This window comes from Streptomyces sp. LX-29 (assembly GCF_029541745.1).
Classification (GTDB): Bacteria; Actinomycetota; Actinomycetes; order Streptomycetales; family Streptomycetaceae; genus Streptomyces.
The window spans coordinates 4,842,934-4,862,786 of record NZ_CP089746.1; the positions used below are offsets into that span (position 1 = coordinate 4,842,934).

Consider the following 19,853-nt stretch of genomic DNA (forward strand, 5'->3'; position numbering starts at 1 on the left):
GACGCAGGGTGGCGGGTGGTTTGCGCCAGCTTTCCAGCCACATGCCGCACGCCGCACCCGCCGGGGGCCGCTCACCACCGACCGCCCCCACCCGTGAGTGCAAGGTTTCGTCCGCGTCACCTGCCGCCACAGTGCGGTAATCCGGTGCCCCTACGGTCGGTCAGCACACCACCCCCGCGCACAGCAAGCGAACGCGAGCGCAAGCCCTGTGGAGGCGTGATGCCCAGCCCGACGCCCACCCCGACCCCCACCCCGACGTCCCCGCCCGGCCGACCCCCCACCCCCGGCGACGACGGCTCCGTCGCACGTGCCCGGGGCCGCTGGATCCAGGAGTGGGATCCGGAGGACGAGACCTTCTGGCGTACGAAGGGCGAGCGGATCGCCACCCGCAACCTGGTGTTCTCCATCCTCTCCGAGCACATCGGCTTCTCGATCTGGAGCCTGTGGTCGGTGATGGTGCTGTTCATGGGGCCGGAGTACGGGGTCGACCCGGCCGGGAAGTTCTTCCTGGTGGCGCTGCCCACCCTGGTCGGAGCCGTGCTCCGGGTGCCGTACACCTTCGCCGTGGCGCGCTTCGGCGGCCGGAACTGGACGGTGTTCAGCGCCGTGCTGCTGCTGGTCCCGGCGACAGCGGCCGCCATGGTGATGGAGCCGGGCACCTCGTACGGGACCTTCCTGCTGGTCGGCGCGCTCGCCGGCGTCGGCGGCGGCAACTTCGCCTCCTCCATGACCAACATCAACGCCTTCTACCCACTGCGGAAGAAGGGCTGGGCCCTGGGCCTCAACGCGGGCGGCGGGAACATCGGCGTGCCCGTGATCCAACTCGTCGGGCTGCTCGTCATCGGCACCGCGGGCGCCGCCCACCCGCGCGTCGTGCTCGCCGTCTACATCCCGCTCATCGTGCTCGCCGCCGTGCTCGCCGCGCTGTGCATGGACAACCTCGCGCCGGTGCGGAACGACGGCGGTGCCGTCCGGGAGGCGGCGCGCGACCCGCACACCTGGATCATGTCCTTCCTCTACGTCGGCACCTTCGGCTCGTTCATCGGCTACAGCTTCGCCTTCGGGCTGGTGCTGCAGAACCAGTTCGACCGCACCCCGCTCCAGGCCGCCTCGCTCACCTTCATCGGGCCGCTGCTGGGCTCGCTCATCCGGCCCGTCGGCGGCCGCCTCGCCGACAGCCTGGGCGGGGCGCGGGTCACGCTGTGGAACTTCGCCGCCATGGCCGCGGCGGCGCTGGTGGTCGTCTACGCCTCCGCCGAGCGCTCGCTCCCCGTCTTCCTCGTCGGCTTCATCGCCCTCTTCGTCTTCAGCGGGCTCGGCAACGGCTCCACCTACAAGATGATCCCCGCCATCTTCCGCGCCAAGGCGCTCGCCCGCGGGCTCACCGGGGAGGCCGCGGAGACCTACGGGCGGCGGCTCTCGGGCGCGGCCATGGGACTGATCGGCGCGGTCGGCGGCCTGGGCGGCCTCGCCATCAACCTCGCCTTCCGGCAGTCCTTCCTGACCGGCCACTCCGGCACCCCCGCCTTCGTCTCCTTCCTCGCCTTCTACGCCCTGTGCGCCGCGCTGACCTGGGCCGTATACCTGCGCCGGGCCCGCTCGGCGGAGGGGGCCGCGCAGCCCGTGGCCGATACCGCGCGGTCCCGGCCCGCCGTCTACGCGGACGTGTAAGTCTCCGTAACACCAGGGAAATCCGTCCGAACCGCGCCCGTCACGGGGCGCGAGGAGGATACGGAGACCGCAGGCGTACGCCGCCGTCTCGGCGGTGCACGTGAACGACAGCGGATCGGGGCGAGAAGCGATGCACGGAAACCCCCCCACGGGTCAGCACTCCCAGGGGCAACCCCCCACACGCGCGGGGCGGTACCTCCGGGATCGGGACCGGGACCGGCACCCCACGAGCCGGTCCCGGCACCGTCACGGACCGCCGCCGGACGACGGTGCCGGTGCCAGTCCCGGTGCTGATGCGGGAGCCGGTCCCGGTACCGGTGCTGATGCCGGTGTCGGCGGTGCGGTGCCCGTGGACGGCGCGGCGCCCGTGGAGGGCGCGGGCCCCGCCGCCGGCGCGCCGGGCCCCGCCACCGCCACCGCCCCGGCCTCCGGCCCCGCCCGTGCCGTCGCCGAGAGTCCCGGCGACGCCGCCGTCGGGCCGCTCGCCGGATTCACCGTCGGTGTCACCGCGGCCCGTCGGGCCGAGGAGTTGGCCGCCCTGCTGCGGCGGCGCGGGGCCGCGGTGCTGCACGCGCCCGCGCTGCGCATCGTGCCGCTGCCCGACGACACCGAACTGCTCGACTCCACCAAGCGGTTGATCGCCGACGCGCCCGACGTCGTCGTGGCCACCACGGCCATCGGCTTCCGCGGCTGGATCGAGGCCGCGGACGGCTGGGGGGTGGGCGAGGAGCTGCTGGAGCGGCTGCGCGGTGTCACGCTGCTCGCCCGCGGGCCCAAGGTGCGCGGCGCGATCCGGGCCGCCGGACTCACCGAACACTGGTCGCCCGCCTCCGAGTCGATGGCCGAGCTGCTGGACCACCTGCTGGCGCAGGGCGTCTCCGGCCGCCGGATCGCGGTGCAGCTGCACGGCGAACCGCTGCCCGGCTTCGTCGAGTCGCTGCGGGCCGGCGGCGCCGAGGTCATCGGGGTGCCCGTCTACCGCTGGATGCCGCCGGCGGACCTCGCCCCGCTGGACCGGCTGCTGGACTCGGCGGTCGGCCGCTCGGTGGACGCCATCACCTTCACCAGCGCCCCCGCCGCCGCCGGCCTGCTGGACCGGGCCCGGGAGCGCGGGATGTTCGACGCGCTCCTCGACGCGCTCCGCCACGACGTGCTGCCGGCCTGCGTGGGGCCGGTGACCGCGCTGCCGCTCCAGGCCCTCGACGTGCCCACCCGACAGCCCGAGCGGTTCCGGCTCGGCCCGCTGGTGCAGCTGCTGACCGGTGAACTCCCCGGCCGGGCGGGCCCACTCCCGGTCGCCGGCCGGCGACTGGAGATCCGCGGCCACGCGGTCCTCGTCGACGGCGAGCTCCGCGCGATCCCCCCGGCCGGGATGGCCCTGCTGCGCGCCCTCGCCCGCCGCCCCGGCTGGGTCGTCGCCCGCGCCGACCTGCTGCGCGTCCTCCCGGGCTCCGGCCGCGACGAGCACGCCGTGGAGACCGCGATGGCGCGGCTCCGCAGCGCCCTCGGCACCCCGAAGCTGATCCAGACCGTGGTCAAGCGCGGCTACCGGCTGGCGCTGGACCCGGTCGTGGAGACGAAGTACGGGGAGCCGGAGGGCGCGAGCGAGGGCTGAGGGCGGAGCGGGGGCGCGCGCCCCGGGCCGGGGGCGCAACCGCCGGCCTTCTGCGGGCTTTTCGCGGAGAGTGGCTCCAGGCACTCTGGGGAGAGCGGTATCCCCCAGCGGAGGCGCCGGACCCCCAGCGGGGGCGCCGGACCGTGCCTCGCGTACCGAAGGAGTGACCAGAGCATGGCGGCGTCGGCCTCCTACGACCTGCGGTTCGACTCCGGGAGGGTCTGTCTGGACCTGGTGGCCACGGTCGGCGGGCGGCTCAGCGAGGAGCCGGTGGAGCGGCTCGACGGGCCGGAGCGGCTGCGCGCCTGGCTGATGGGGGCGGAGCTGGTGCCGCTCGGGACGTGCCTGGAGGCGGTGGACGCCGCCTGGCTCACGCGCTTCCAGGCCGCGCGCGACCTGCTGCACCGGGTGGTCCACGCGGAGTTGGACGTCGATCCCGGTCAGGCCACCGCCGCCGACCTGGAGCGGCTGAACGCGCTGGCCTCGACCGCCCCGCCCGCCGTACGGGCGGTACGGAACTCCGATGGCACCCTGGTCCGCGTCATCGCCGTCACGCCCGACTGCGGGGCGCTGCTGGCGCAGATCGCGCGGGACGCCGTCGAGTTGCTCACCGACCCGGTGGCCCGGGGGCAGCTGCGGCAGTGCGAGGGAGAGACCTGCTCGCTGGTCTATCTGGACACCTCGCGCGGGCGCCGCCGCCGCTGGTGCTCCAGCGAGGTGTGCGGCAACCGGGAGCGGGTCGCCCGCCACCGCCGCCGCGCGGTCGCCGCCGCCCGGCCGTGACCACCCCGGCGCTGCCGTACGCGTCCGCCCTGCCCTGCCGCCCTGACACGGCACCCGTCCGCCCAGCCTGACTGTCCGGCCCCGACCCCGTCCGCCTGACCTGGCCGTCCGGCGCCGACGACTCCCGTCCGCCCGGCCGTGAATCTTCCTCGCGCGTCGTTGAGTCGATCCGCGCTCCCGTCCGTAGTCACCAGTACGGGGCCGGACGTAGGTCCCGGGCACGCGGCCCACGAAACCCGGGGGAGAAGGAACCATGCGCGACCCGCACCGGGCCCGGTGGTGGCGATGACGACGACGCTGTCGATGACGACACACGCCGTGCCAGGTGTTCACACCGCAGTATCGACCCGGGGGGTTTGGGTGCGCGAGGATGCCGCCGTGACCGAGAGGACGACGCCGGAAGACGAGCTCATGCGGGCTCTCTACCAGGATCACGCGGGGCCGCTCCTGGCCTTCGTCCTGCGGCTGGTGGCGGGCGACCGCCACCGGGCGGAGGACGTGGTGCAGGAGACGCTGCTGCGCGCCTGGCGCAACGCCGACCAGCTGAAGAACGCGACCGGATCGGTGCGGCCCTGGCTGGTGACGGTCGCCCGGCGCATCGTCATCGACGGTCACCGCAGCCGTCAGTCGCGCCCGCAGGAGGTCGATCCGACCCCGTTGGAGGCCATACCGGCCGCGGACGAGATCGATCGGGCGCTGCGTCTGATGACCATCTCCGACGCGCTGGGCGACCTCACCGACGCCCACCGGGAGGCGCTTGTCGAGACCTACTTCAAGGGCCGTACGGTGAACGAGGCGGCCGAGGTGCTGCGGGTGCCGGCCGGGACGGTCAGGTCCCGGGTCTTCTACGCGCTGCGCTCGATGAGGCTCTCGCTCGAGGAACGGGGAGTGACGGCATGACCCCGCCGGCACAGCACAGCGATGTCGGCGCCTACGCGCTGGGCATCCTCGACGACGCGGACGCCACCCGGTTCGAGGAACACCTCGTGGAGTGCGACCGCTGCGCCGCCGAGCTGGAGGAGCTCATGGGGCTGACTCCGGCGCTGGCCGAGTTCGCCCAGACCGCGCCCACCCCCGAGACGATCACCGCCACCCCCGGTCCTGAGCTGCTCGACCGGCTGCTGGCGGAGGTCGGCGCCACCCGCGCCAAGCGGCGGCGCGGCCGGCTGTACCTGGTCGCCGCGGCGGCCGCGCTGATCGTCGCGGCGCCCCTGGTCACCGCCGTCGCGGTGCGCGAGGACTCCGGCGCGGGGGAGCCGCGCACCTTCGCCGCCGCCGCCCGCCAGGTCTACGAGGCCGGCGACCGGCTCCCCGGCACCGTCGACCCCGTCACCAAGGTCTCCGCCGAGGTCTCGCTGGAGTCCCAGGGCTGGCGCGGCACCTATGTCGCCCTCAAGCTCGGCAACGTCAAGGGACAGCGGGAGTGCCAGCTGATCGCGGTCGGCAAGAGCGGCACCGAGGAGGTCGTGAGCACCTGGGCGGTCCCCGAGGGCGGCTACGGGGTGCCGGGCGACGGCTCGAAGTGGAACAAGGAGCCCCTCTACACCCTCGGTGGCGCCGCCATGAACCGGGACGAGATCGACCGTTTCGAGGTCCGCACCCTGAAGGGGGAGCGCCTGGCGACGGTGAAGGTCTGAGGCCGGGCGCCCCCGCCTGACCCCCCGCCCGGTTCGGGTGCGGATTTCCGTGTTCCGGCAGGTGCGCGGATGCCCCGGTTCGCGTACGGTTGACGGCTGCCCTACGCACATCAGAAGGGGGCCTGGTGGCCGCGCACAACGCCACGCACGCCGCACCGACGACGGCACCGCGAGAGGTGGACCCGACCGGCGACGGTGCCGACGGAGTCCGTGACCGGGAGATCCGGATCGAGCAGACGCATCTCGACCGGGTCTACCGGCGCCTTGAGGAGAAGATCCACGAGGCGGAGTTCCTGATGGACGACGCCGCCAAGCGTGCCCAGGTCGGCACGCCCGGCGCGCTCGCCGAGCGGGACGCCCAGGTGTTCCGCGCCGGGGTGCACCTCAACCGGCTCAACAGCGAGTTCGAGGACTTCCTCTTCGGCCGGATCGACCTGCTGCTCGGCAAGGACGGCGAGCGCGGGCCGGACGGCGCGTACACCTCCGTGGAGCCGGCCGAGGACGCCGTGCGCACCGACGACGCCGGCCGCCCGCACGCCGAGATCGCCGAGACGCTGCACATCGGGCGGCTCGGCGTGCTCGACGCCGACTACTCCCCGCTGGTGATCGACTGGCGCGCCCCCGCCGCCGCCCCCTTCTACCGCTCCACCCCGGTCGCGCCCGGCCGCGTGGTGCGCCGCCGCGTCATCCGCTCCAAGGGACGCCGGGTGCTCGGCGTCGAGGACGACCTGATGCGCCCGGAGCTGACCGCGACCCTCGACGGCGCCGAGCTGCCGGCTGTCGGCGACGGCGCGCTGATGGCGGCGCTGGGCCAGGCCCGGAGCCACACCATGCGCGACATCGTCGCCTCCATCCAGGCCGAGCAGGACATGGTGATCCGGGCCCCCGCCGCCTCCATCACCGAGGTCGAGGGCGGCCCGGGCACCGGCAAGACCGCGGTGGCGCTGCACCGAGCCGCCTACCTGCTCTACCAGGACCGGCGGCGGTACGCGGGCGGCATCCTGATCGTCAGCCCCACCCCGCTGCTGGTCGCCTACACCGAGGGCGTGCTGCCCTCGCTGGGCGAGGAGGGACAGGTCGCCATCCGCGCGGTCGGCTCCCTCGTGGACGGCGCGGAGGCCACCGCGTACGACGAGCCCGCCGTGGCCCGGATCAAGGGCTCCTCGCGGATGGTCAGGCTGCTGCGCCGGGCGGCGCGTGGCGCGCTGGAGTCGGGTCCGGCCCCCGCGCGGGGCGGCGACCCCGGCCGGCGGCGGCGCCCCGGGGGCCGTCCTGTGGAGGACGGCCAGCTGGCGCTGGACGGCCTCGACGGCACCGGGGCCGCGGCATCGCGCGGCTCCGAGGCGGCCGGCGGGACCCCGGACCGGCTGCGGGTGGTGGCCTTCGGGCGCCGCGTCGAGCTGGAGGCGGCCGAGCTCCAGCGCATCCGGCAGGTGGCGCTGGGCGGCACCGCTCCGGTCAACCTGCTGCGCCCGCGGGCCCGGCGGCTGATCCTGGACGCCCTGTGGCAGCGCTCCGGCGGCACCCAGCGCTACACGGACCCCGAGCTGGCCGCCGAGGCGCGCTCCGCCTTCGACGAGGACATCTCCACCGAACCGGACTTCATCGGCTTCCTCGACGCCTGGTGGCCGGAGCTGACCCCGCGCGGCGTGCTGGCCGCGATGGCGGACGAGAAGCGGCTGGGGCGCTGGGCGCGGCGCATCCTCAACCCCCGCGAGGCGCGGCTGCTGGCCCGCTCCCTGAAGCGGCTGGGCGGCGACGGGCGGGGGCCGCTGTCGGTGCACGACGTGGCGCTGCTGGACGAGCTGCACTCGGTGCTGGGCGCCCCGGCCCGCCCCCGCAAGCGGGAGCTCGATCCGCTGGACCAGCTCACCGGTCTCGAGGAGCTGAGCACCTACGCCGACCGGATGGGCGGTGGCCGGTCCCGCGCGGAGCGGCTGGAGCGGCTTCGGGAGGAGGCGCGCACCGACTACACCCATGTCATCGTCGACGAGGCGCAGGACCTGACGCCCATGCAGTGGCGGATGGTGGGGCGGCGCGGCCGCCACGCCACCTGGACCGTCGTCGGCGACCCGGCGCAGAGCTCGTGGTCCGACCCGGACGAGGCGGCCGAGGCCCGCGCCGAGGCGCTGGGCAGCCGCCCGCGCCGTCGCTTCACGCTGACCGTGAACTACCGCAACCCGGCGGAGATCGCCGAGCTGGCGGCCAGGGTGCTCGCCCTGGCCATGCCCGGCATGCGCTCCCCGGAGGCGGTCCGCTCCACCGGCATAGAGCCCCGCTTCGCCGTCCTCGACGGACACCGGGCGGACCGGCGCGGGGTCGAGGCGAGCGCCTACGGCACGGCCGGTGACGACGAGACCGAGGCGCTCGCCGCCTGTGTGCGGGAGGAGACGCGGCGGCTGCTGGCGGAGGTGGACGGCACGGTCGGCGTGGTCGTCGCCATGGCCCGGCGGGAGCAGGCCCGCGAGTGGCTGGCCGGGCTCGGCGACCGCGCGGTGGCGCTGGGCAGCCTGGAGGCGAAGGGCCTGGAGTACGACGCCACGGTCGTGGTCGCGCCCGCCGAGATCGCGGACGAGTCCCCGGCGGGCCTGCGGGTCCTCTACGTGGCGCTGACCCGGGCCACCCAGCAGCTGACGGTGGTCTCGGGCGGGCGGGACGAGCCGGACGCGGCGGGGGTGCCTGACCTGCTGCGGGACTGAGCCGCGCCGACGGCCGCGGGGCCGGGCCGGGGGCGCGGTGAGCCCGGAGGGGGCCGGAGGGGCGAGAAGCGGCCGGAGGGGGTGTCCGGGAGGCTGCCCGGCCCCGGTGTCGTCGTCGGGGCTCGGCGCCCCCGCCAGGGGCGTCGTCGGGCTCGGCGCGGCCGGAGGGCCGTCGTCGGATTCCGCCCTCCGGAGCGGACCTGGCCGGGGTTCCTCCGGGGCTCCGTCCGCGGAACGGCGGGGGAAACGCCCCGCGAATGCCCGGGATCGGCGCGTCGTCGGGAATGAACCGGATGGACCACTGAGACGGGAATCGCATCCGGCGATCGTTTGTTAGCCTTGCAGTGGCACCGGCTCGATCCAAGCCCCCGGGCCCAACCTTCGTCGCTTCGAGCGACCACTTGCCGCGAGGCGAGCATGGCGGGTCGGTGCCACCTCAGCATTCAGCCGAACAGGTCCGCGTCAGCTCATGACGCGGACCTGTTCGGCTTGCGGGCCCTTGCGGCCCTGCACGATTTCGAACTCGACCTGCTGTGCATCGGTGAGGCTGCGGTATCCGGTGCCGTTGATCGAGCTGTAGTGGACGAAGACGTCCGGTCCGCCGCCGTCCTGGGCGATGAACCCGTAGCCCTTCTCGGCGTTGAACCACTTGACGGTGCCCTGGGCCATGCCCGTGCTCCCTGCTGCTTTGCCGTGATCTCGAAAATGACCTCCGCGCGCGGTGCGGCAGTCGCGCTGCGCGGGCTCCGCACACCGCGTGTACCTGCGTTTTCGCGCACGTGGTCGCGCCAGATCCTAGGGACTTCGGTGCCGCGCGCCGCCCCGCCTCGCCCGGCTGTTCCCGCGAAGGAGTGGGGGCTTCCACCCGGCTGACCCCATCTCGTATTGCAGAACAATATTTCCGAAACTCGGGGTTGGTTACCTCGTACCGACAGGTAGGTGCGACGATCTGATGGCGTGGGCCCAGGGGCTCCCTGGTCCGCGGTTACACGTGAAACAAGGGAAAGCAGAGGAACACGGCCATGGCAACGGCGCCTAGCGTCTCGTACTCGATGACGGTCCGACTGGAGGTGCCGGCCGGTGGCAGCGCCGTGAGCCAGCTGACCACGGCCGTGGAGTCCTCCGGCGGGTCGGTCATCGGCCTCGACGTGACCGCCTCCGGTCACGAGAAGCTCCGGATCGACGTCACCATCGCCGCGACCTCCACCGCGCACGCCGACGAGATCGTCGAGAAGCTGCGCGGCATCGAGGGCGTCTCGCTGGGCAAGGTCTCCGACCGCACCTTCCTGATGCACCTCGGCGGCAAGATCGAGATGTCCTCCAAGCACCCGATCCGCAACCGTGACGACCTCTCCATGGTCTACACCCCCGGTGTCGCCCGGGTCTGCCAGGCCATCGCGGAGAACCCCGAGGACGCCCGCCGCCTGACCATCAAGCGCAACAGCGTCGCCGTGGTCACCGACGGCTCCGCCGTGCTGGGCCTGGGCAACATCGGCCCCATGGCCGCCCTGCCGGTCATGGAGGGCAAGGCCGCCCTCTTCAAGCGCTTCGCCGGCATCGACGCCTGGCCGATCTGCCTGGACACCCAGGACTCTGATGAAATCGTCGCCATCGTCAAGGCGATCGCCCCCGGCTTCGCCGGCATCAACCTGGAGGACATCTCCGCCCCGCGCTGCTTCGAGATCGAGGCCCGACTGCGCGAGGCCCTGGACATCCCCGTCTTCCACGACGACCAGCACGGCACCGCCATCGTGGTCCTCGCCGCGCTCACCAACGCGCTGCGGGTGGTCGGCAAGGCCATCGAGGACGTGCGGGTGGTCATGTCCGGTGCCGGCGCGGCGGGCACCGCCATCCTCAAGCTGCTGATCGCCGCCGGCGTCAAGCACGCCGTGGTCGCCGACATCGAGGGCGTGGTGCACGCCGGCCGGGCCGACCTGGTCGACGCCGACACGAGTTCTGACATGGCATCGCTGCGTTGGATCGCGGACAACACCAACCCCGAGGGTGTCACCGGCACGCTGAAGCAGGCGGTGCGGGAGGCCGACGTGTTCATCGGCGTCTCGGCGCCCAACGTGCTGGGCGGCGAGGACGTCGCCGCGATGGCCGAGAACGCGATCGTCTTCGCACTGGCCAACCCCGACCCCGAGGTGGAGCCGGCCCTCGCCCGGCAGACCGCCGCGGTGGTGGCCACCGGCCGCTCCGACTTCCCCAACCAGATCAACAACGTGCTGGTCTTCCCGGGCGTCTTCCGCGGCCTGCTGGACGCCCAGTCGCGCACCGTGAACACCGAGATGATGCTCGCCGCCGCCCGGGCGCTGGCCGACGTGGTGCACGACGAGGAGCTCAACGCGAACTACATCATCCCGTCGGTCTTCAACGACAAGGTCGCGGGGGCCGTCGCGGGGGCCGTCCGGGACGCCGCCCGAGCCGTGACCGCGACGGTCGACGTGAACGGCGTCTGAGGCCGGTAGAACCGCTTGTCGCGCGACGCGCCGCCCTGCTGGGACGGCGCGTCGCGCGGTGTGCCACTTGGCCCCTCGCCATAGGGTGACGGGCAGAAAACCGGCCGCCACGGTGCTCTTCGTGTGACCTTCGAGGGCGCCGGATTGGCTTTCCCGCCACAGGTGCGGGCAGGATGCGTTCCGGGCGCGAGGGTCTGAACCAGTGGACCCGGGTCCGGGGACTGTCCGAGGGCCCTGGCAGCATCGGCTTCGATCTCACGCCTCATTGGCAAGAAGAACACGGGAGTACAACATGAACCGCAGTGAGCTGGTGGCCGCCCTGGCCGACCGCGCCGAGGTGACGCGCAAGGACGCCGACGCCGTCCTGGCCGCCTTCGCCGAGACCGTCGGCGAGATCGTCGCCAAGGGCGACGAGAAGGTCACCATCCCCGGCTTCCTGACCTTCGAGCGCACCCACCGTGCCGCTCGCACCGCGCGTAACCCGCAGACCGGCGACCCGATCCAGATCCCGGCCGGCTACAGCGTGAAGGTCTCCGCGGGCTCCAAGCTCAAGGAAGCCGCCAAGGGCAAGTAAGGCCACCGCGCCCGTCGCGCGGGCGTGAGAAGAGGGCGGCCACCCGGGGAAGGGTGGCCGCCCTCGGGCGTTCCATGGGGCCTGTGCGGCCGCCTACGGGCCTGTGCGGCCCCGCGGCGGGCCGCCGGGCCCCGTACGTCGTGTACGGCCTGTACGGGCCGTACAGGCCCGTACAGGCCGTACGGGGCTGACGGTGTGACCAGGGTGGGGCCGGCTGTGAGCCGGCGCCGCGTCAGGAACCGCTGGGGAGCTCGACCTTGGCGCCGAGGCTCTGGAGCTTCTGCATGAAGTTCTCGTAGCCGCGGTTGATCAGGTCGATGCCGTGCACCCGGGAGGTGCCCTGCGCCGCCAGCGCCGCGATCAGGTAGGAGAAGCCGCCGCGCAGGTCGGGGATGACCAGGTCGGCGCCCTGCAGCTTGGTCGGGCCGGAGACGACCGCCGAGTGCAGGAAGTTGCGCTGGCCGAAGCGGCAGGCCGAGCCGCCCAGGCAGTCGCGGTAGAGCTGGATGTGGGCGCCCATCTGGTTCAGCGCCGAGGTGAAGCCCAGCCGGGACTCGTAGACCGTCTCGTGCACGATCGACAGGCCGGACGCCTGGGTCAGGGCGACCACCAGCGGCTGCTGCCAGTCGGTCTGGAAGCCGGGGTGGACGTCGGTCTCCAGGGCGATGGCGTTCAGCGAGCCGCCCGGGTGCCAGAAGCGGATGCCCTCGTCGTCGACCTCGAAGGCGCCGCCGACCTTCCGGAAGGTGTTGAGGAAGGTCATCATCGAGCGCTGCTGGGCGCCGCGCACGTAGATGTTGCCCTCGGTGGCCAGCGCGGCCGACGCCCAGGAGGCCGCCTCCAGGCGGTCCGACAGGGCGCGGTGGTTGTAGCCGCCGAGCTTGTCGACACCGGTGATCCGGATGGTCCGGTCGGTGTCCATCGCGATGATCGCGCCCATCTTCTGCAGCACGCAGATGAGGTCCTCGATCTCCGGCTCGACCGCCGCGTTGGACAGCTCGGTCACGCCCTCGGCCAGCACGGCCGTCAGCAGGACCTGCTCGGTGGCGCCGACCGAGGGGTAGGGCAGGCGGATCTTGGTGCCGCGCAGCCGCTGCGGGGCCTCCAGGTACTGGCCGTCCGCGCGCTTCTCGATCGTCGCGCCGAACTGCCGCAGCACCTCGAAGTGGAAGTCGATGGGCCGGCCGCCGATGTCGCAGCCGCCCAGGCCCGGGATGAAGGCGTGGCCGAGGCGGTGCAGCAGCGGGCCGCAGAAGAGGATCGGGATGCGCGAGGAGCCCGCGTGCGCGTCGATGTCCGCGACGTTGGCGCTCTCCACGCGGGTCGGGTCCAGGACCAGCTCACCGGTCTCGTCGCCGGCGCGCACGGTCACGCCGTGCAGCTGGAGCAGGCCGCGCACCACGCGGACATCGCGGATGTCGGGCACATTGCGCAGCCGGCTCGGCTCACTGCCGAGCAGCGCGGCGACCATGGCCTTGGGCACGAGATTCTTCGCGCCGCGGACACGGATCTCGCCTTCCAGCGGGGTGCCGCCGTGGACGAGCAGTACATCATCGATGCCGGTCATCTGGTCTCGCGTTCCTGGGATGGGCAGGGGCAGAGCAAAAGAGTAAACGCCGCGCGAAGCGCCTCCGTCAGGCCGAGGGGGTCGTTTCGGCAACCGGAGCGCGGTATTCACACGCTGCGTGCGGGCATGGGGACGGGCGGTTACGGAAGCGGGTGTTCCGGGTGACGTCCGTGCCGCCGGCCGGGTCGCCGCCCGCCGCCGCGAGGGCGCGCCCCACGCTCCGTGCGGCCCCGACGACCCAAGGTGGCCCCCGGCGGCGTGCGCCGCGCCTGCGTTCGTACGCCCCGACCTGCGCTCGGACGGGACTCGTCTTCCACTCCCCCTCCGGGCCCGAAATGGGGGATCATGTGGCCATGACCGAGGTGTCCTCGCTCACAGGGCGACTACTTGTCGCGACACCCGCGCTGGCCGACCCGAACTTCGACCGCGCGGTGGTGCTTCTCCTCGACCACGACGAGGAGGGCTCGCTGGGGGTTGTGCTCAACCGTCCGACGCCGGTGGGGGTCGGGGACATCCTGGAGTCCTGGGCGGCGCTGGCGGGGGAGCCGGGGGTGGTCTTCCAGGGCGGCCCCGTCTCCATGGACTCCGCGCTGGGCGTGGCCGTGGTGCCCGGCGAGGCGGACCGGGAGGAGCGGGCGGGCCTGCCCTCCTCGGTGGCCGGCGACGGGCCGTTGGGCTGGCGCCGGGTGCACGGCGCGATCGGCCTGGTCGACCTGGAGGCGCCCCCCGAGCTGCTGGCCGCCGCCCTCGGCTCGCTGCGGATCTTCGCGGGGTACGCCGGCTGGGGCCCGGGCCAGTTGGAACAGGAGCTGTCCGAAGGCGCCTGGTACGTGGTCGAGTCGGAGCCCGGCGACGTGTCCTCGCCCGACCCGCAGCGGCTGTGGCGCTCGGTGCTGCGGCGCCAGCGCAGCGAACTGGCGATGGTGGCCACGTATCCGGACGATCCGTCGCTCAACTGACGCCCCCACCCGCCGATTCGACCCGACCGACCGGACCCCGACCGGCGGGGCGTTTTCCAGCCGGGCGAAGCGGGCCCCCGGGATCTTCGAAGTTCCCCACGGAGTACGCGGGTTGGGGGCGTCGACCGGTCACGGCTCGGGTCGGCTGGTGTCGCTGACCAGGTCGGCGGCGTTCGGCTCGGCCGGCTGCGGCTTTCGTCCCGCGCCTTCGGCGCACAGCGAGCGGCTACGGGGAGGAAGGGGGTGTGGGCCTGCCCCGTCGCCGTCTGCCGGCCGGTGGGCCGGAGCCGATGAACGAGGAGCGCGTATCGCCGGGATCCAGAGACCCTTGCAGAGTCGTTTGATCTGGTGCTTGATACGCATCAAGCGATTCTGCGAGGACATGCCGGCTCTCGTCGGGAGCCGATCATGCCCATCGCCCGCCGAGCGTCAGAGTCGCGCCGCCGGGCGCTGGTCTGGGCGGGGCGGCGCTCGCCGGGGGCATGGCCGGATACGCCCTTCCCGGGCGGCGGCCGGGGTGGCAGCGCTGGGGCTGGCGTGGCGCCCGGGGACAGCGTGCCCGGCGCCGGCCGCCCCGGCCGCCACGGGTGCGGAGGGCCTCGGCCCGGCCGCTCCCCGCACCCCACGGGCGTGAGTACCCTTGGTCCGTATGAGCACTCTTGAGCCCGAGCGCGGGGCAGGTACGGGGACCCTCGTTGAGCCGACACCGCAGGTGTCGCACGGTGACGGCGACCACGAGCGCTACGCCCATTACGTACAGAAGGACAAGATCATGGAGAGCGCGCTCTCCGGATCTCCGGTGGTCGCCCTGTGCGGCAAGGTCTGGGTGCCGGGTCGTGACCCGAAGAAGTACCCGGTCTGCCCGATGTGCAAGGAGATCTTCGACGGCATGGGCGCCGGCGACGACAAGGGCAAGGACGGCAAGGGCGGCGGCAAGAAGTAGCCAGTCGCCCCGGCCGCGCCCGGCGGCTCGGCTGTCCGCCCACGGCGCGCCCGGTCGACACCCCCGCGAGACGGGGGGCTGACCGGGCGCGCCGCGTTGTTCCCGTCCGGCGACGGCCGTCGCGCTTCGTGAACATCGCGCCGGGAGGCGAGCGCCCGGACCGCGGAAGCCCGCGCCCGACCGGGGCTCCACCCGGGGTCGAGCGTCGCGGGGCAGGGGAACAGCGGGTGGCGGCCGACGCCCCGGCCCGCCGATCGCCACGAGGGGTGCGCCATGCGGCTGTGGGGACTCGACCGCTCCGACCGACGCCTCGTGGACCCCGGACCGCCACAGGCGGCGCGGCTCCCCTACCCCGACGGCTGGTTCGCCCTGGCCACCGGTGCGGAGCTGAAGCCCGGCACGGTGCTGAACCGGCGGCTCACGGGTGAGGACGTGGTCCTCTACCGGACCGCGAGCGGGCGGCCTCGCGCGGTCCGGCCCTACTGCCCGCACCTGGGGGCGCACCTCGGCCACGGCGCCACGGTCCGGGGCGAGAACATCCGCTGCCCTTTCCACCACTTCCGGTTCGGCCCGGACGGGGTGTGCGTCGCGACCGGCTACGGCACCCCGCCGCCCAAGGCCCGGCTGGCCACCCTGCCGTGCCGGGAGCTGGACGGCCTCGTCTTCGTCTGGCGCCACGCGCGACACGAGCCCCCGTCCTGGGAGATCGAGGCGCTGCCGCCCGAGGGCTTCCCGGAGCCGTACTGCGTGCTTCTCACCCGGGGGGACCACCCGCAGGACGTCATGGAGAACCTCGTGGACTACGGGCACTTCCTCCCGGTCCACGGCTACCGGCTGGAGGTCGTCAGCCCTCCCCGGTTCGAGGGCACGCGGCTGGAGACGGCCAACCGGATCCGCACCGGCCGGGCCGCCGCGGCCTGGAAGATCTCCGCGGCCTCGCCCGTGTCCCGGGTGGTCATGCAGGGGCTCGGTGTGGTCCGGGTCCAGGTCGACAGCCCCCAGTTCCGGTTCCGGGCGCGCGGCTGGTTCTGCGTCACGCCCACGGAACCCTGCCGGGTCGAGATCCGCATGGCGGTCGCCCTGCGCCCGGCCGGCACCGGTCACGGTCGCCTCGTCCGGTCGCTGGTGGCGCTGGCGGCCCGCCCGTACACCTGGCTGGCCGCGCGCGACAACGCCGAGGACGTCCCCATCTGGGAGAACAAGACCCATCTGGCGCACCCGCGGCTCGCCAAGGGGGACGGCCCCATCGGGACGTTCCGCCGCTGGGCGGAGCAGTTCTACAGCGAGCCCCTCGGGAGCGGGGCGAAGCCGCGGCCCGACGAAGGCCCGCCCGCGGGCCGCGGACGAGGCGGCTGAGCGGGCGGGCGGGTGGAGCGGGTGGGGCTACCGCCGGGTCGCGCGGGCGAAGGCCTTACGGGACCACAGGTAGCCGGCCAGGGTGAGGCCCGCGCACCAGGCGAGGGAGATGACCGCGCTGTCGCCGATCTCGGTGCCGACCAGCAGCCCGCGCAGGGTCTCGATCATCGGGGTGAAGGGCTGGTACTCGGCGAAGTAGCGCAGCCCGGTGGGCATGGAGTCGGTGGGCACGATGGCGCTGCCGAGGAAGGGCAGGAACGTCAGCGGCATGGGCATGTTGCTGGCGGTCTCGACGGACTTGGCCACCAGGCCCATGGCGACGGAGAGCCAGGTGAGGGCGAGGGCGAGCAGGGTGAGCAGCCCGGCGGCGGCCAGCCACTCCACGGGCGTGGCGTCGGGCCGGAAGCCGACGAGGAGCGCCACGCCGACGACGAGCGCGAGGCCCACCAGCGTCTGGATCACGCTGCCGACGACATGGCCGGTCAGGAAGGAGGACCGGGAGATCGACATGGTGCGGAAGCGGTTGACGATGCCCTCGGTCTTGTCGGTGCAGACGCTGATGGCGGCGGACAGGGCGCCGGAGGTCGCGGCCATCAGGAGGATGCCGGGGGCGACGTAGTCGATGTACTCGTCGCCGCCGGTCGGCATGGTGCTGATGCCGTCGCCCAGGGCGTTGCCGAAGGCGTAGTTGAACAGCAGGAGCATCATGACGGGCATCGCGGCGACCATGAGCGTCAGCGAGGGGTAGCGCAGGGCGTGCTTCAGGTTGCGCCGCAGCATCGTCATGGAGTCGCGGGCGGCGTACGAGGCGGTGCTCATCGGGCGTGCTCCTCGGGGGCTGCGGTCGGCTGGGCGGCGGCGGGGTCGGTGGGCCGGGGGCGTCCGGTGAGGGTGAGGAAGACGTCGTCGAGGTCCGGGGTGTGCACGGTCAGCTCCTCGGCCCTGACCCCGGCGTTGTCGATGACGTCGAGCACCGCGCGGAGGGTGGGCACGCTGCCGTCGCTGGGGATCCGTAGGGTGAGCCCCTCGCTGTCGCGCGAGATGGCGACGGAGCCGAACAGGGCGGCGGCCGTGTCGAGCGCGGGGGCGTCGGCGAACCGCAGCCGGATGTGACCGCCGGGGATGAGCCGCTTGAGCTCCTCCGCGGTGCCCTCGGCGACCAGCTTCCCGTGGTCCAGGACGGCGATGCGGTCGGCGAGTTGGTCGGCCTCCTCCAGGTACTGCGTGGTGAGGAAGATGGTGACGCCCTCGTCCGCGACCAGGCCGCGGATGATCTCCCACATGGTGCGGCGGCTGCGCGGGTCGAGGCCGGTGGTGGGCTCGTCGAGGAAGATGATCCGCGGGTCGCCGACCAGGGTCATCGCCAGATCCAGCTTGCGCCGCATCCCACCGGAGAGGGTGACGGCGGGCTTGCCGGCGGCCGCGGTCAGCTCGAAGCGGTGCAGCAGCTCGGCGGCGCGGCGCCGCCCCTCGCGGCGGTCCAGGTGGTTCAGGTCCGCCATCAGCAGCAGGTTCTCCCGCGTGGTCAGCAGGTTGTCCACCGCGGAGAACTGGCCGGTGACGCCGATCGCGGAGCGTACGCCCTCCGGTTCGCGGGCCAGGTCGTGGCCGGCGACGCGCACCTCGCCGCCGTCGGCGGGGATGAGCGTGGAGAGGATCTCCACGGTGGTGGTCTTGCCGGCGCCGTTGGGGCCGAGCAGGGCGAAGACCGTGCCCTCGGGGATGTGCAGGTCCAGTCCGTCGAGGACGACCTGGGCGCCGTAGGACTTGGACAGTCCGGTGGCGGAGATGGCGGTGGCTGCGGTGCGGGTGTTCCGGGTGCTGAGCGTTCCTGTGGTCATGCCTGCCTCTTCGATGGTGAGCTGGCGGGTGACGGAGGGGCTGATCGGTCAGGCGCGACGGATCACGATGTCGCCGTAGCTGGTGCGGGCGTGCACCTCGACGGTCCGGTGGGTGCCGGGCCCTTGGGCGGGGCCGAGGGAGTTGCGCACCTGACCCAGCTGGGTGTGCACGTCGAGCCAGGCGGCGGTGGACTCGGGGATGCCGATCTCCAGGTCGCCGATCGCGGTCCGCAGCGCGATCCGGCCGCTCGCCACCTCGTCGACACGGATGGCGCCGTTGGCGGACCGGGCGTCGACCCCGGCGTGCGCGACGTTCACGGAGACGCGGCCGTTGGCGGACTTGGCCCGCAGATCACCGACGGCCTCGCCGACCTGGATGTCGCCGTTGGCGTTCTCCACCGTGGTGGCGCCGGCGACCTCGCCGATCTCGATCCGGCCCGAGCCGGCGACATCCGCGTCCCCCGAGGCGCGGTCCAGCCGGACGTCGCCGTGGCTGGTCTTCAGCCGGACCTGGGCGGCGTCCTCGACGTGGAGGTCACCGAGCGAGGTCTTCAGCCGGCAGTCGCCCAGCAGCCCCACACAGGTGAAGTCCCCCAGGGCGGTGACGCCGTCGATCTTCGAACCGGCCGGCAGCTCGACGCGGACCTCCAGCATTCCGGGCTTGCCGAACAGCGAGCGCTTCTTCGGCCCCTTGACCGTCAGCCGGCCGTCCGCGTAGCCGACCTTCGTCTGCTCGACGGCCTGGACGTCGGCGTCCCGGCTGGTGTTCTGCGGCAGCACCTCGACCACGGTCTCCGCACGCTTGCCGGCGGTGATCTGGACCGACGCGACCTCGAACTCGAGGGTGGCGGTGATGGGCGCAGGAGTGGCGAAAGTAGGCATGGCTGTCCCGTCCTCTTGGCTCAGGTGTGCGTTTCCGCTGGTGGAAGCGGTGAAGTGAAAGTGGGGGTACGGGCGTTCGCGGCCCGTTACCGGGCTAGTGGACCCAGCCCGTGTAGCTCTGCTGGCCCCAGTGGCCACGCCCGGAGGTTCGGGGGCGCTGCTCGACGGGCTCCAGGGCTGCGGCGGCGGCCCGCACCAGCCAGGCGTTGACCGAAAGGCCCTCCTGCCCGGCGGCCTCCTCGATCCGCGTCTTCAGGTTGGCCGGCAGCCGGAAGTTGATCCGCGCGGTGCCGCCGTCCTCGAGGTCCACGGGCGCCGCCGCCCGCGCCCCGGCGGGCGCCGCCTCCGGCTCCTCGACCGCCCCGCCCGGCTCCTGCCCCGGCGCCGGCGTCACGACGAACTCGGGGTCGAGCCCCCGCAGCCGTACGTCGACCGACCCCGGCGCCAGCTCGCGGGTGATCTCACCCATGGCGGAGGACAGCGCGTTCAGCAGGGTGAGCCGGGTGGCCGACTCCAGGGGGGCGGTGAGCCGCTCGGCCAGCGCCCGAGCCTCCTCCCCACCGGCTGCCGCGGCGACCGCGAGCTCGTGGCGGAGGTTCTCGACGTAGGGAGTGAGGTCCATGACGCCAGTATGGCGCCATCGTGGCGCCATTGCAAGCGGGAGTGGCGCCGGGTGGCGCCGGGTGGCGCCGCTTGGCGCCGACGGTTGGTGCGGAGCGGCCTGGCGCCGTGTGCCGTACGGGGTGTGCGGGCCTGGGGTGGCCCGAGATCCAGCACGCTTGTGCGCCAGACATGGCGCCCAGGTGGCACCTTGTGGCGCCGTGTGGCACCGCGTGGTGTCGCCTGGCGTCACGTGGCGCCGTA

17 protein-coding genes are annotated in these 19,853 nt (G+C 73.4%); 11 read left to right on the forward strand and 6 right to left on the reverse strand.

Translation table 11 applies throughout. The features are described from left to right. Nucleotides 1–219: 219 nt before the first annotated feature. The 6 genes from LRS74_RS20830 to LRS74_RS20855 all read left to right on the forward strand — a co-directional run bounded on the left by LRS74_RS20830 (nt 220) and on the right by LRS74_RS20855 (nt 8,405). A complete protein-coding gene (locus LRS74_RS20830; RefSeq protein ID WP_277742413.1) occupies nt 220–1,671 on the forward strand; it encodes a nitrate/nitrite transporter in 1,452 nt (483 codons plus the stop codon). A 349-nt stretch (nt 1,672–2,020) separates the two neighbouring features. Next, nucleotides 2,021–3,286, forward strand: coding sequence for a uroporphyrinogen-III synthase (locus LRS74_RS20835; protein ID WP_277742414.1), 1,266 nt, complete (start codon nt 2,021–2,023; stop codon nt 3,284–3,286). A gap of 174 nt (nt 3,287–3,460) precedes the next feature. Further along, nucleotides 3,461–4,069 carry an ABATE domain-containing protein gene (locus LRS74_RS20840; protein ID WP_277742415.1) on the forward strand — a complete coding sequence of 203 codons (609 nt, stop codon included), beginning with the start codon at nt 3,461–3,463 and terminating at the stop codon, nt 4,067–4,069. Between the two features lie 411 nt (nt 4,070–4,480). Beyond that, nucleotides 4,481–4,969: a sigma-70 family RNA polymerase sigma factor gene (locus LRS74_RS20845; RefSeq protein WP_277744857.1), complete on the forward strand. Its 489-nt coding sequence runs from the start codon at nt 4,481–4,483 to the stop codon at nt 4,967–4,969. Further along, a complete protein-coding gene (locus tag LRS74_RS20850) occupies nt 4,966–5,706 on the forward strand; it encodes a zf-HC2 domain-containing protein (RefSeq protein WP_277742416.1) in 741 nt (246 codons plus the stop codon). The genes LRS74_RS20845 and LRS74_RS20850 overlap by 4 nt, the downstream gene beginning before the upstream one ends. A 176-nt stretch (nt 5,707–5,882) precedes the next feature. Beyond that, nucleotides 5,883–8,405, forward strand: coding sequence for a UvrD-helicase domain-containing protein (locus tag LRS74_RS20855; RefSeq protein ID WP_277744858.1), 2,523 nt, complete (start codon nt 5,883–5,885; stop codon nt 8,403–8,405). A 462-nt stretch (nt 8,406–8,867) separates the two neighbouring features. On the opposite strand, the gene LRS74_RS20860 is transcribed toward LRS74_RS20855, so the two are convergent. Then, nucleotides 8,868–9,074 (reverse strand): cold-shock protein, encoded by a 207-nt coding sequence (locus LRS74_RS20860; RefSeq protein WP_277742417.1) that lies wholly within the window; start codon nt 9,072–9,074, stop codon nt 8,868–8,870. A gap of 353 nt (nt 9,075–9,427) precedes the next feature. Here LRS74_RS20860 and LRS74_RS20865 point away from each other — a divergent pair, with 353 nt between their 5' ends. After that, the gene (locus LRS74_RS20865; RefSeq protein ID WP_277742418.1) at nt 9,428–10,867 is read left to right on the forward strand and encodes an NAD-dependent malic enzyme; all 1,440 of its coding nucleotides are present in this window, start codon (nt 9,428–9,430) and stop codon (nt 10,865–10,867) included. Nucleotides 10,868–11,159: 292 nt separating this feature from the next. Then, on the forward strand, nt 11,160–11,441 hold the full coding sequence (locus tag LRS74_RS20870; protein ID WP_007382399.1) for an HU family DNA-binding protein: 282 nt from the start codon (nt 11,160–11,162) through the stop codon (nt 11,439–11,441). Nucleotides 11,442–11,673: 232 nt separating this feature from the next. On the opposite strand, the gene murA is transcribed toward LRS74_RS20870, so the two are convergent. After that, on the reverse strand, nt 11,674–13,008 hold the full coding sequence (gene murA, locus LRS74_RS20875; protein WP_277742419.1) for a UDP-N-acetylglucosamine 1-carboxyvinyltransferase: 1,335 nt from the start codon (nt 13,006–13,008) through the stop codon (nt 11,674–11,676). 353 nt (nt 13,009–13,361) lie between these two features. Between murA and LRS74_RS20880 the strand changes: the two genes are divergently transcribed. From LRS74_RS20880 to LRS74_RS20890, 3 genes are all read left to right on the forward strand, one after another. Beyond that, a complete protein-coding gene (locus LRS74_RS20880; protein WP_144386302.1) occupies nt 13,362–13,967 on the forward strand; it encodes a YqgE/AlgH family protein in 606 nt (201 codons plus the stop codon). Nucleotides 13,968–14,616: 649 nt separating this feature from the next. Continuing rightward, the gene (locus LRS74_RS20885; RefSeq protein ID WP_277742420.1) at nt 14,617–14,910 is read left to right on the forward strand and encodes a DUF3039 domain-containing protein; all 294 of its coding nucleotides are present in this window, start codon (nt 14,617–14,619) and stop codon (nt 14,908–14,910) included. 273 nt (nt 14,911–15,183) lie between these two features. Beyond that, complete coding sequence (locus tag LRS74_RS20890; protein ID WP_277742421.1) at nt 15,184–16,266, forward strand: Rieske 2Fe-2S domain-containing protein; 1,083 nt, start codon at nt 15,184–15,186, stop codon at nt 16,264–16,266. Between the two features lie 27 nt (nt 16,267–16,293). Here the strand turns inward: LRS74_RS20890 and LRS74_RS20895 are convergent, their stop codons facing one another. From LRS74_RS20895 to LRS74_RS20910, 4 genes are all read right to left on the reverse strand, one after another. After that, complete coding sequence (locus LRS74_RS20895) at nt 16,294–17,085, reverse strand: ABC transporter permease (RefSeq protein ID WP_277742422.1); 792 nt, start codon at nt 17,083–17,085, stop codon at nt 16,294–16,296. Beyond that, nucleotides 17,082–18,107 (reverse strand): ATP-binding cassette domain-containing protein, encoded by a 1,026-nt coding sequence (locus LRS74_RS20900; RefSeq protein ID WP_277742424.1) that lies wholly within the window; start codon nt 18,105–18,107, stop codon nt 17,082–17,084. Before LRS74_RS20900 ends, LRS74_RS20895 begins: the two co-directional genes overlap by 4 nt. A gap of 48 nt (nt 18,108–18,155) precedes the next feature. After that, entirely contained in the window at nt 18,156–18,989 is an 834-nt protein-coding gene (locus LRS74_RS20905) for a DUF4097 family beta strand repeat-containing protein (protein WP_277742425.1), read from the reverse strand. 94 nt (nt 18,990–19,083) lie between these two features. Further along, the gene (locus LRS74_RS20910) at nt 19,084–19,611 is read right to left on the reverse strand and encodes a hypothetical protein (RefSeq protein ID WP_277742426.1); all 528 of its coding nucleotides are present in this window, start codon (nt 19,609–19,611) and stop codon (nt 19,084–19,086) included. Between the last annotated feature and the right edge of the window lie 242 nt (nt 19,612–19,853).

Excerpts from the sequence above, each read along its gene's own strand:
- LRS74_RS20830 (WP_277742413.1), top strand. The coding sequence starts at position 220 with ATGCCCAGCCCGACGCCCACCCCGACCCCCACCCCGACGTCCCCGCCC.
- LRS74_RS20840 (WP_277742415.1), top strand. The coding sequence starts at position 3,461 with ATGGCGGCGTCGGCCTCCTACGACCTGCGGTTCGACTCCGGGAGGGTC.
- LRS74_RS20845 (WP_277744857.1), top strand. The coding sequence starts at position 4,481 with ATGCGGGCTCTCTACCAGGATCACGCGGGGCCGCTCCTGGCCTTCGTC.
- LRS74_RS20850 (WP_277742416.1), top strand. The coding sequence starts at position 4,966 with ATGACCCCGCCGGCACAGCACAGCGATGTCGGCGCCTACGCGCTGGGC.
- LRS74_RS20860 (WP_277742417.1), bottom strand. The coding sequence starts at position 9,074 with ATGGCCCAGGGCACCGTCAAGTGGTTCAACGCCGAGAAGGGCTACGGG.
- LRS74_RS20865 (WP_277742418.1), top strand. The coding sequence starts at position 9,428 with ATGGCAACGGCGCCTAGCGTCTCGTACTCGATGACGGTCCGACTGGAG.
- LRS74_RS20870 (WP_007382399.1), top strand. The coding sequence starts at position 11,160 with ATGAACCGCAGTGAGCTGGTGGCCGCCCTGGCCGACCGCGCCGAGGTG.
- murA (WP_277742419.1), bottom strand. The coding sequence starts at position 13,008 with ATGACCGGCATCGATGATGTACTGCTCGTCCACGGCGGCACCCCGCTG.
- LRS74_RS20880 (WP_144386302.1), top strand. The coding sequence starts at position 13,362 with ATGACCGAGGTGTCCTCGCTCACAGGGCGACTACTTGTCGCGACACCC.
- LRS74_RS20885 (WP_277742420.1), top strand. The coding sequence starts at position 14,617 with ATGAGCACTCTTGAGCCCGAGCGCGGGGCAGGTACGGGGACCCTCGTT.
- LRS74_RS20890 (WP_277742421.1), top strand. The coding sequence starts at position 15,184 with ATGCGGCTGTGGGGACTCGACCGCTCCGACCGACGCCTCGTGGACCCC.
- LRS74_RS20895 (WP_277742422.1), bottom strand. The coding sequence starts at position 17,085 with ATGAGCACCGCCTCGTACGCCGCCCGCGACTCCATGACGATGCTGCGG.
- LRS74_RS20900 (WP_277742424.1), bottom strand. The coding sequence starts at position 18,107 with ATGACCACAGGAACGCTCAGCACCCGGAACACCCGCACCGCAGCCACC.
- LRS74_RS20905 (WP_277742425.1), bottom strand. The coding sequence starts at position 18,989 with ATGCCTACTTTCGCCACTCCTGCGCCCATCACCGCCACCCTCGAGTTC.
- LRS74_RS20910 (WP_277742426.1), bottom strand. The coding sequence starts at position 19,611 with ATGGACCTCACTCCCTACGTCGAGAACCTCCGCCACGAGCTCGCGGTC.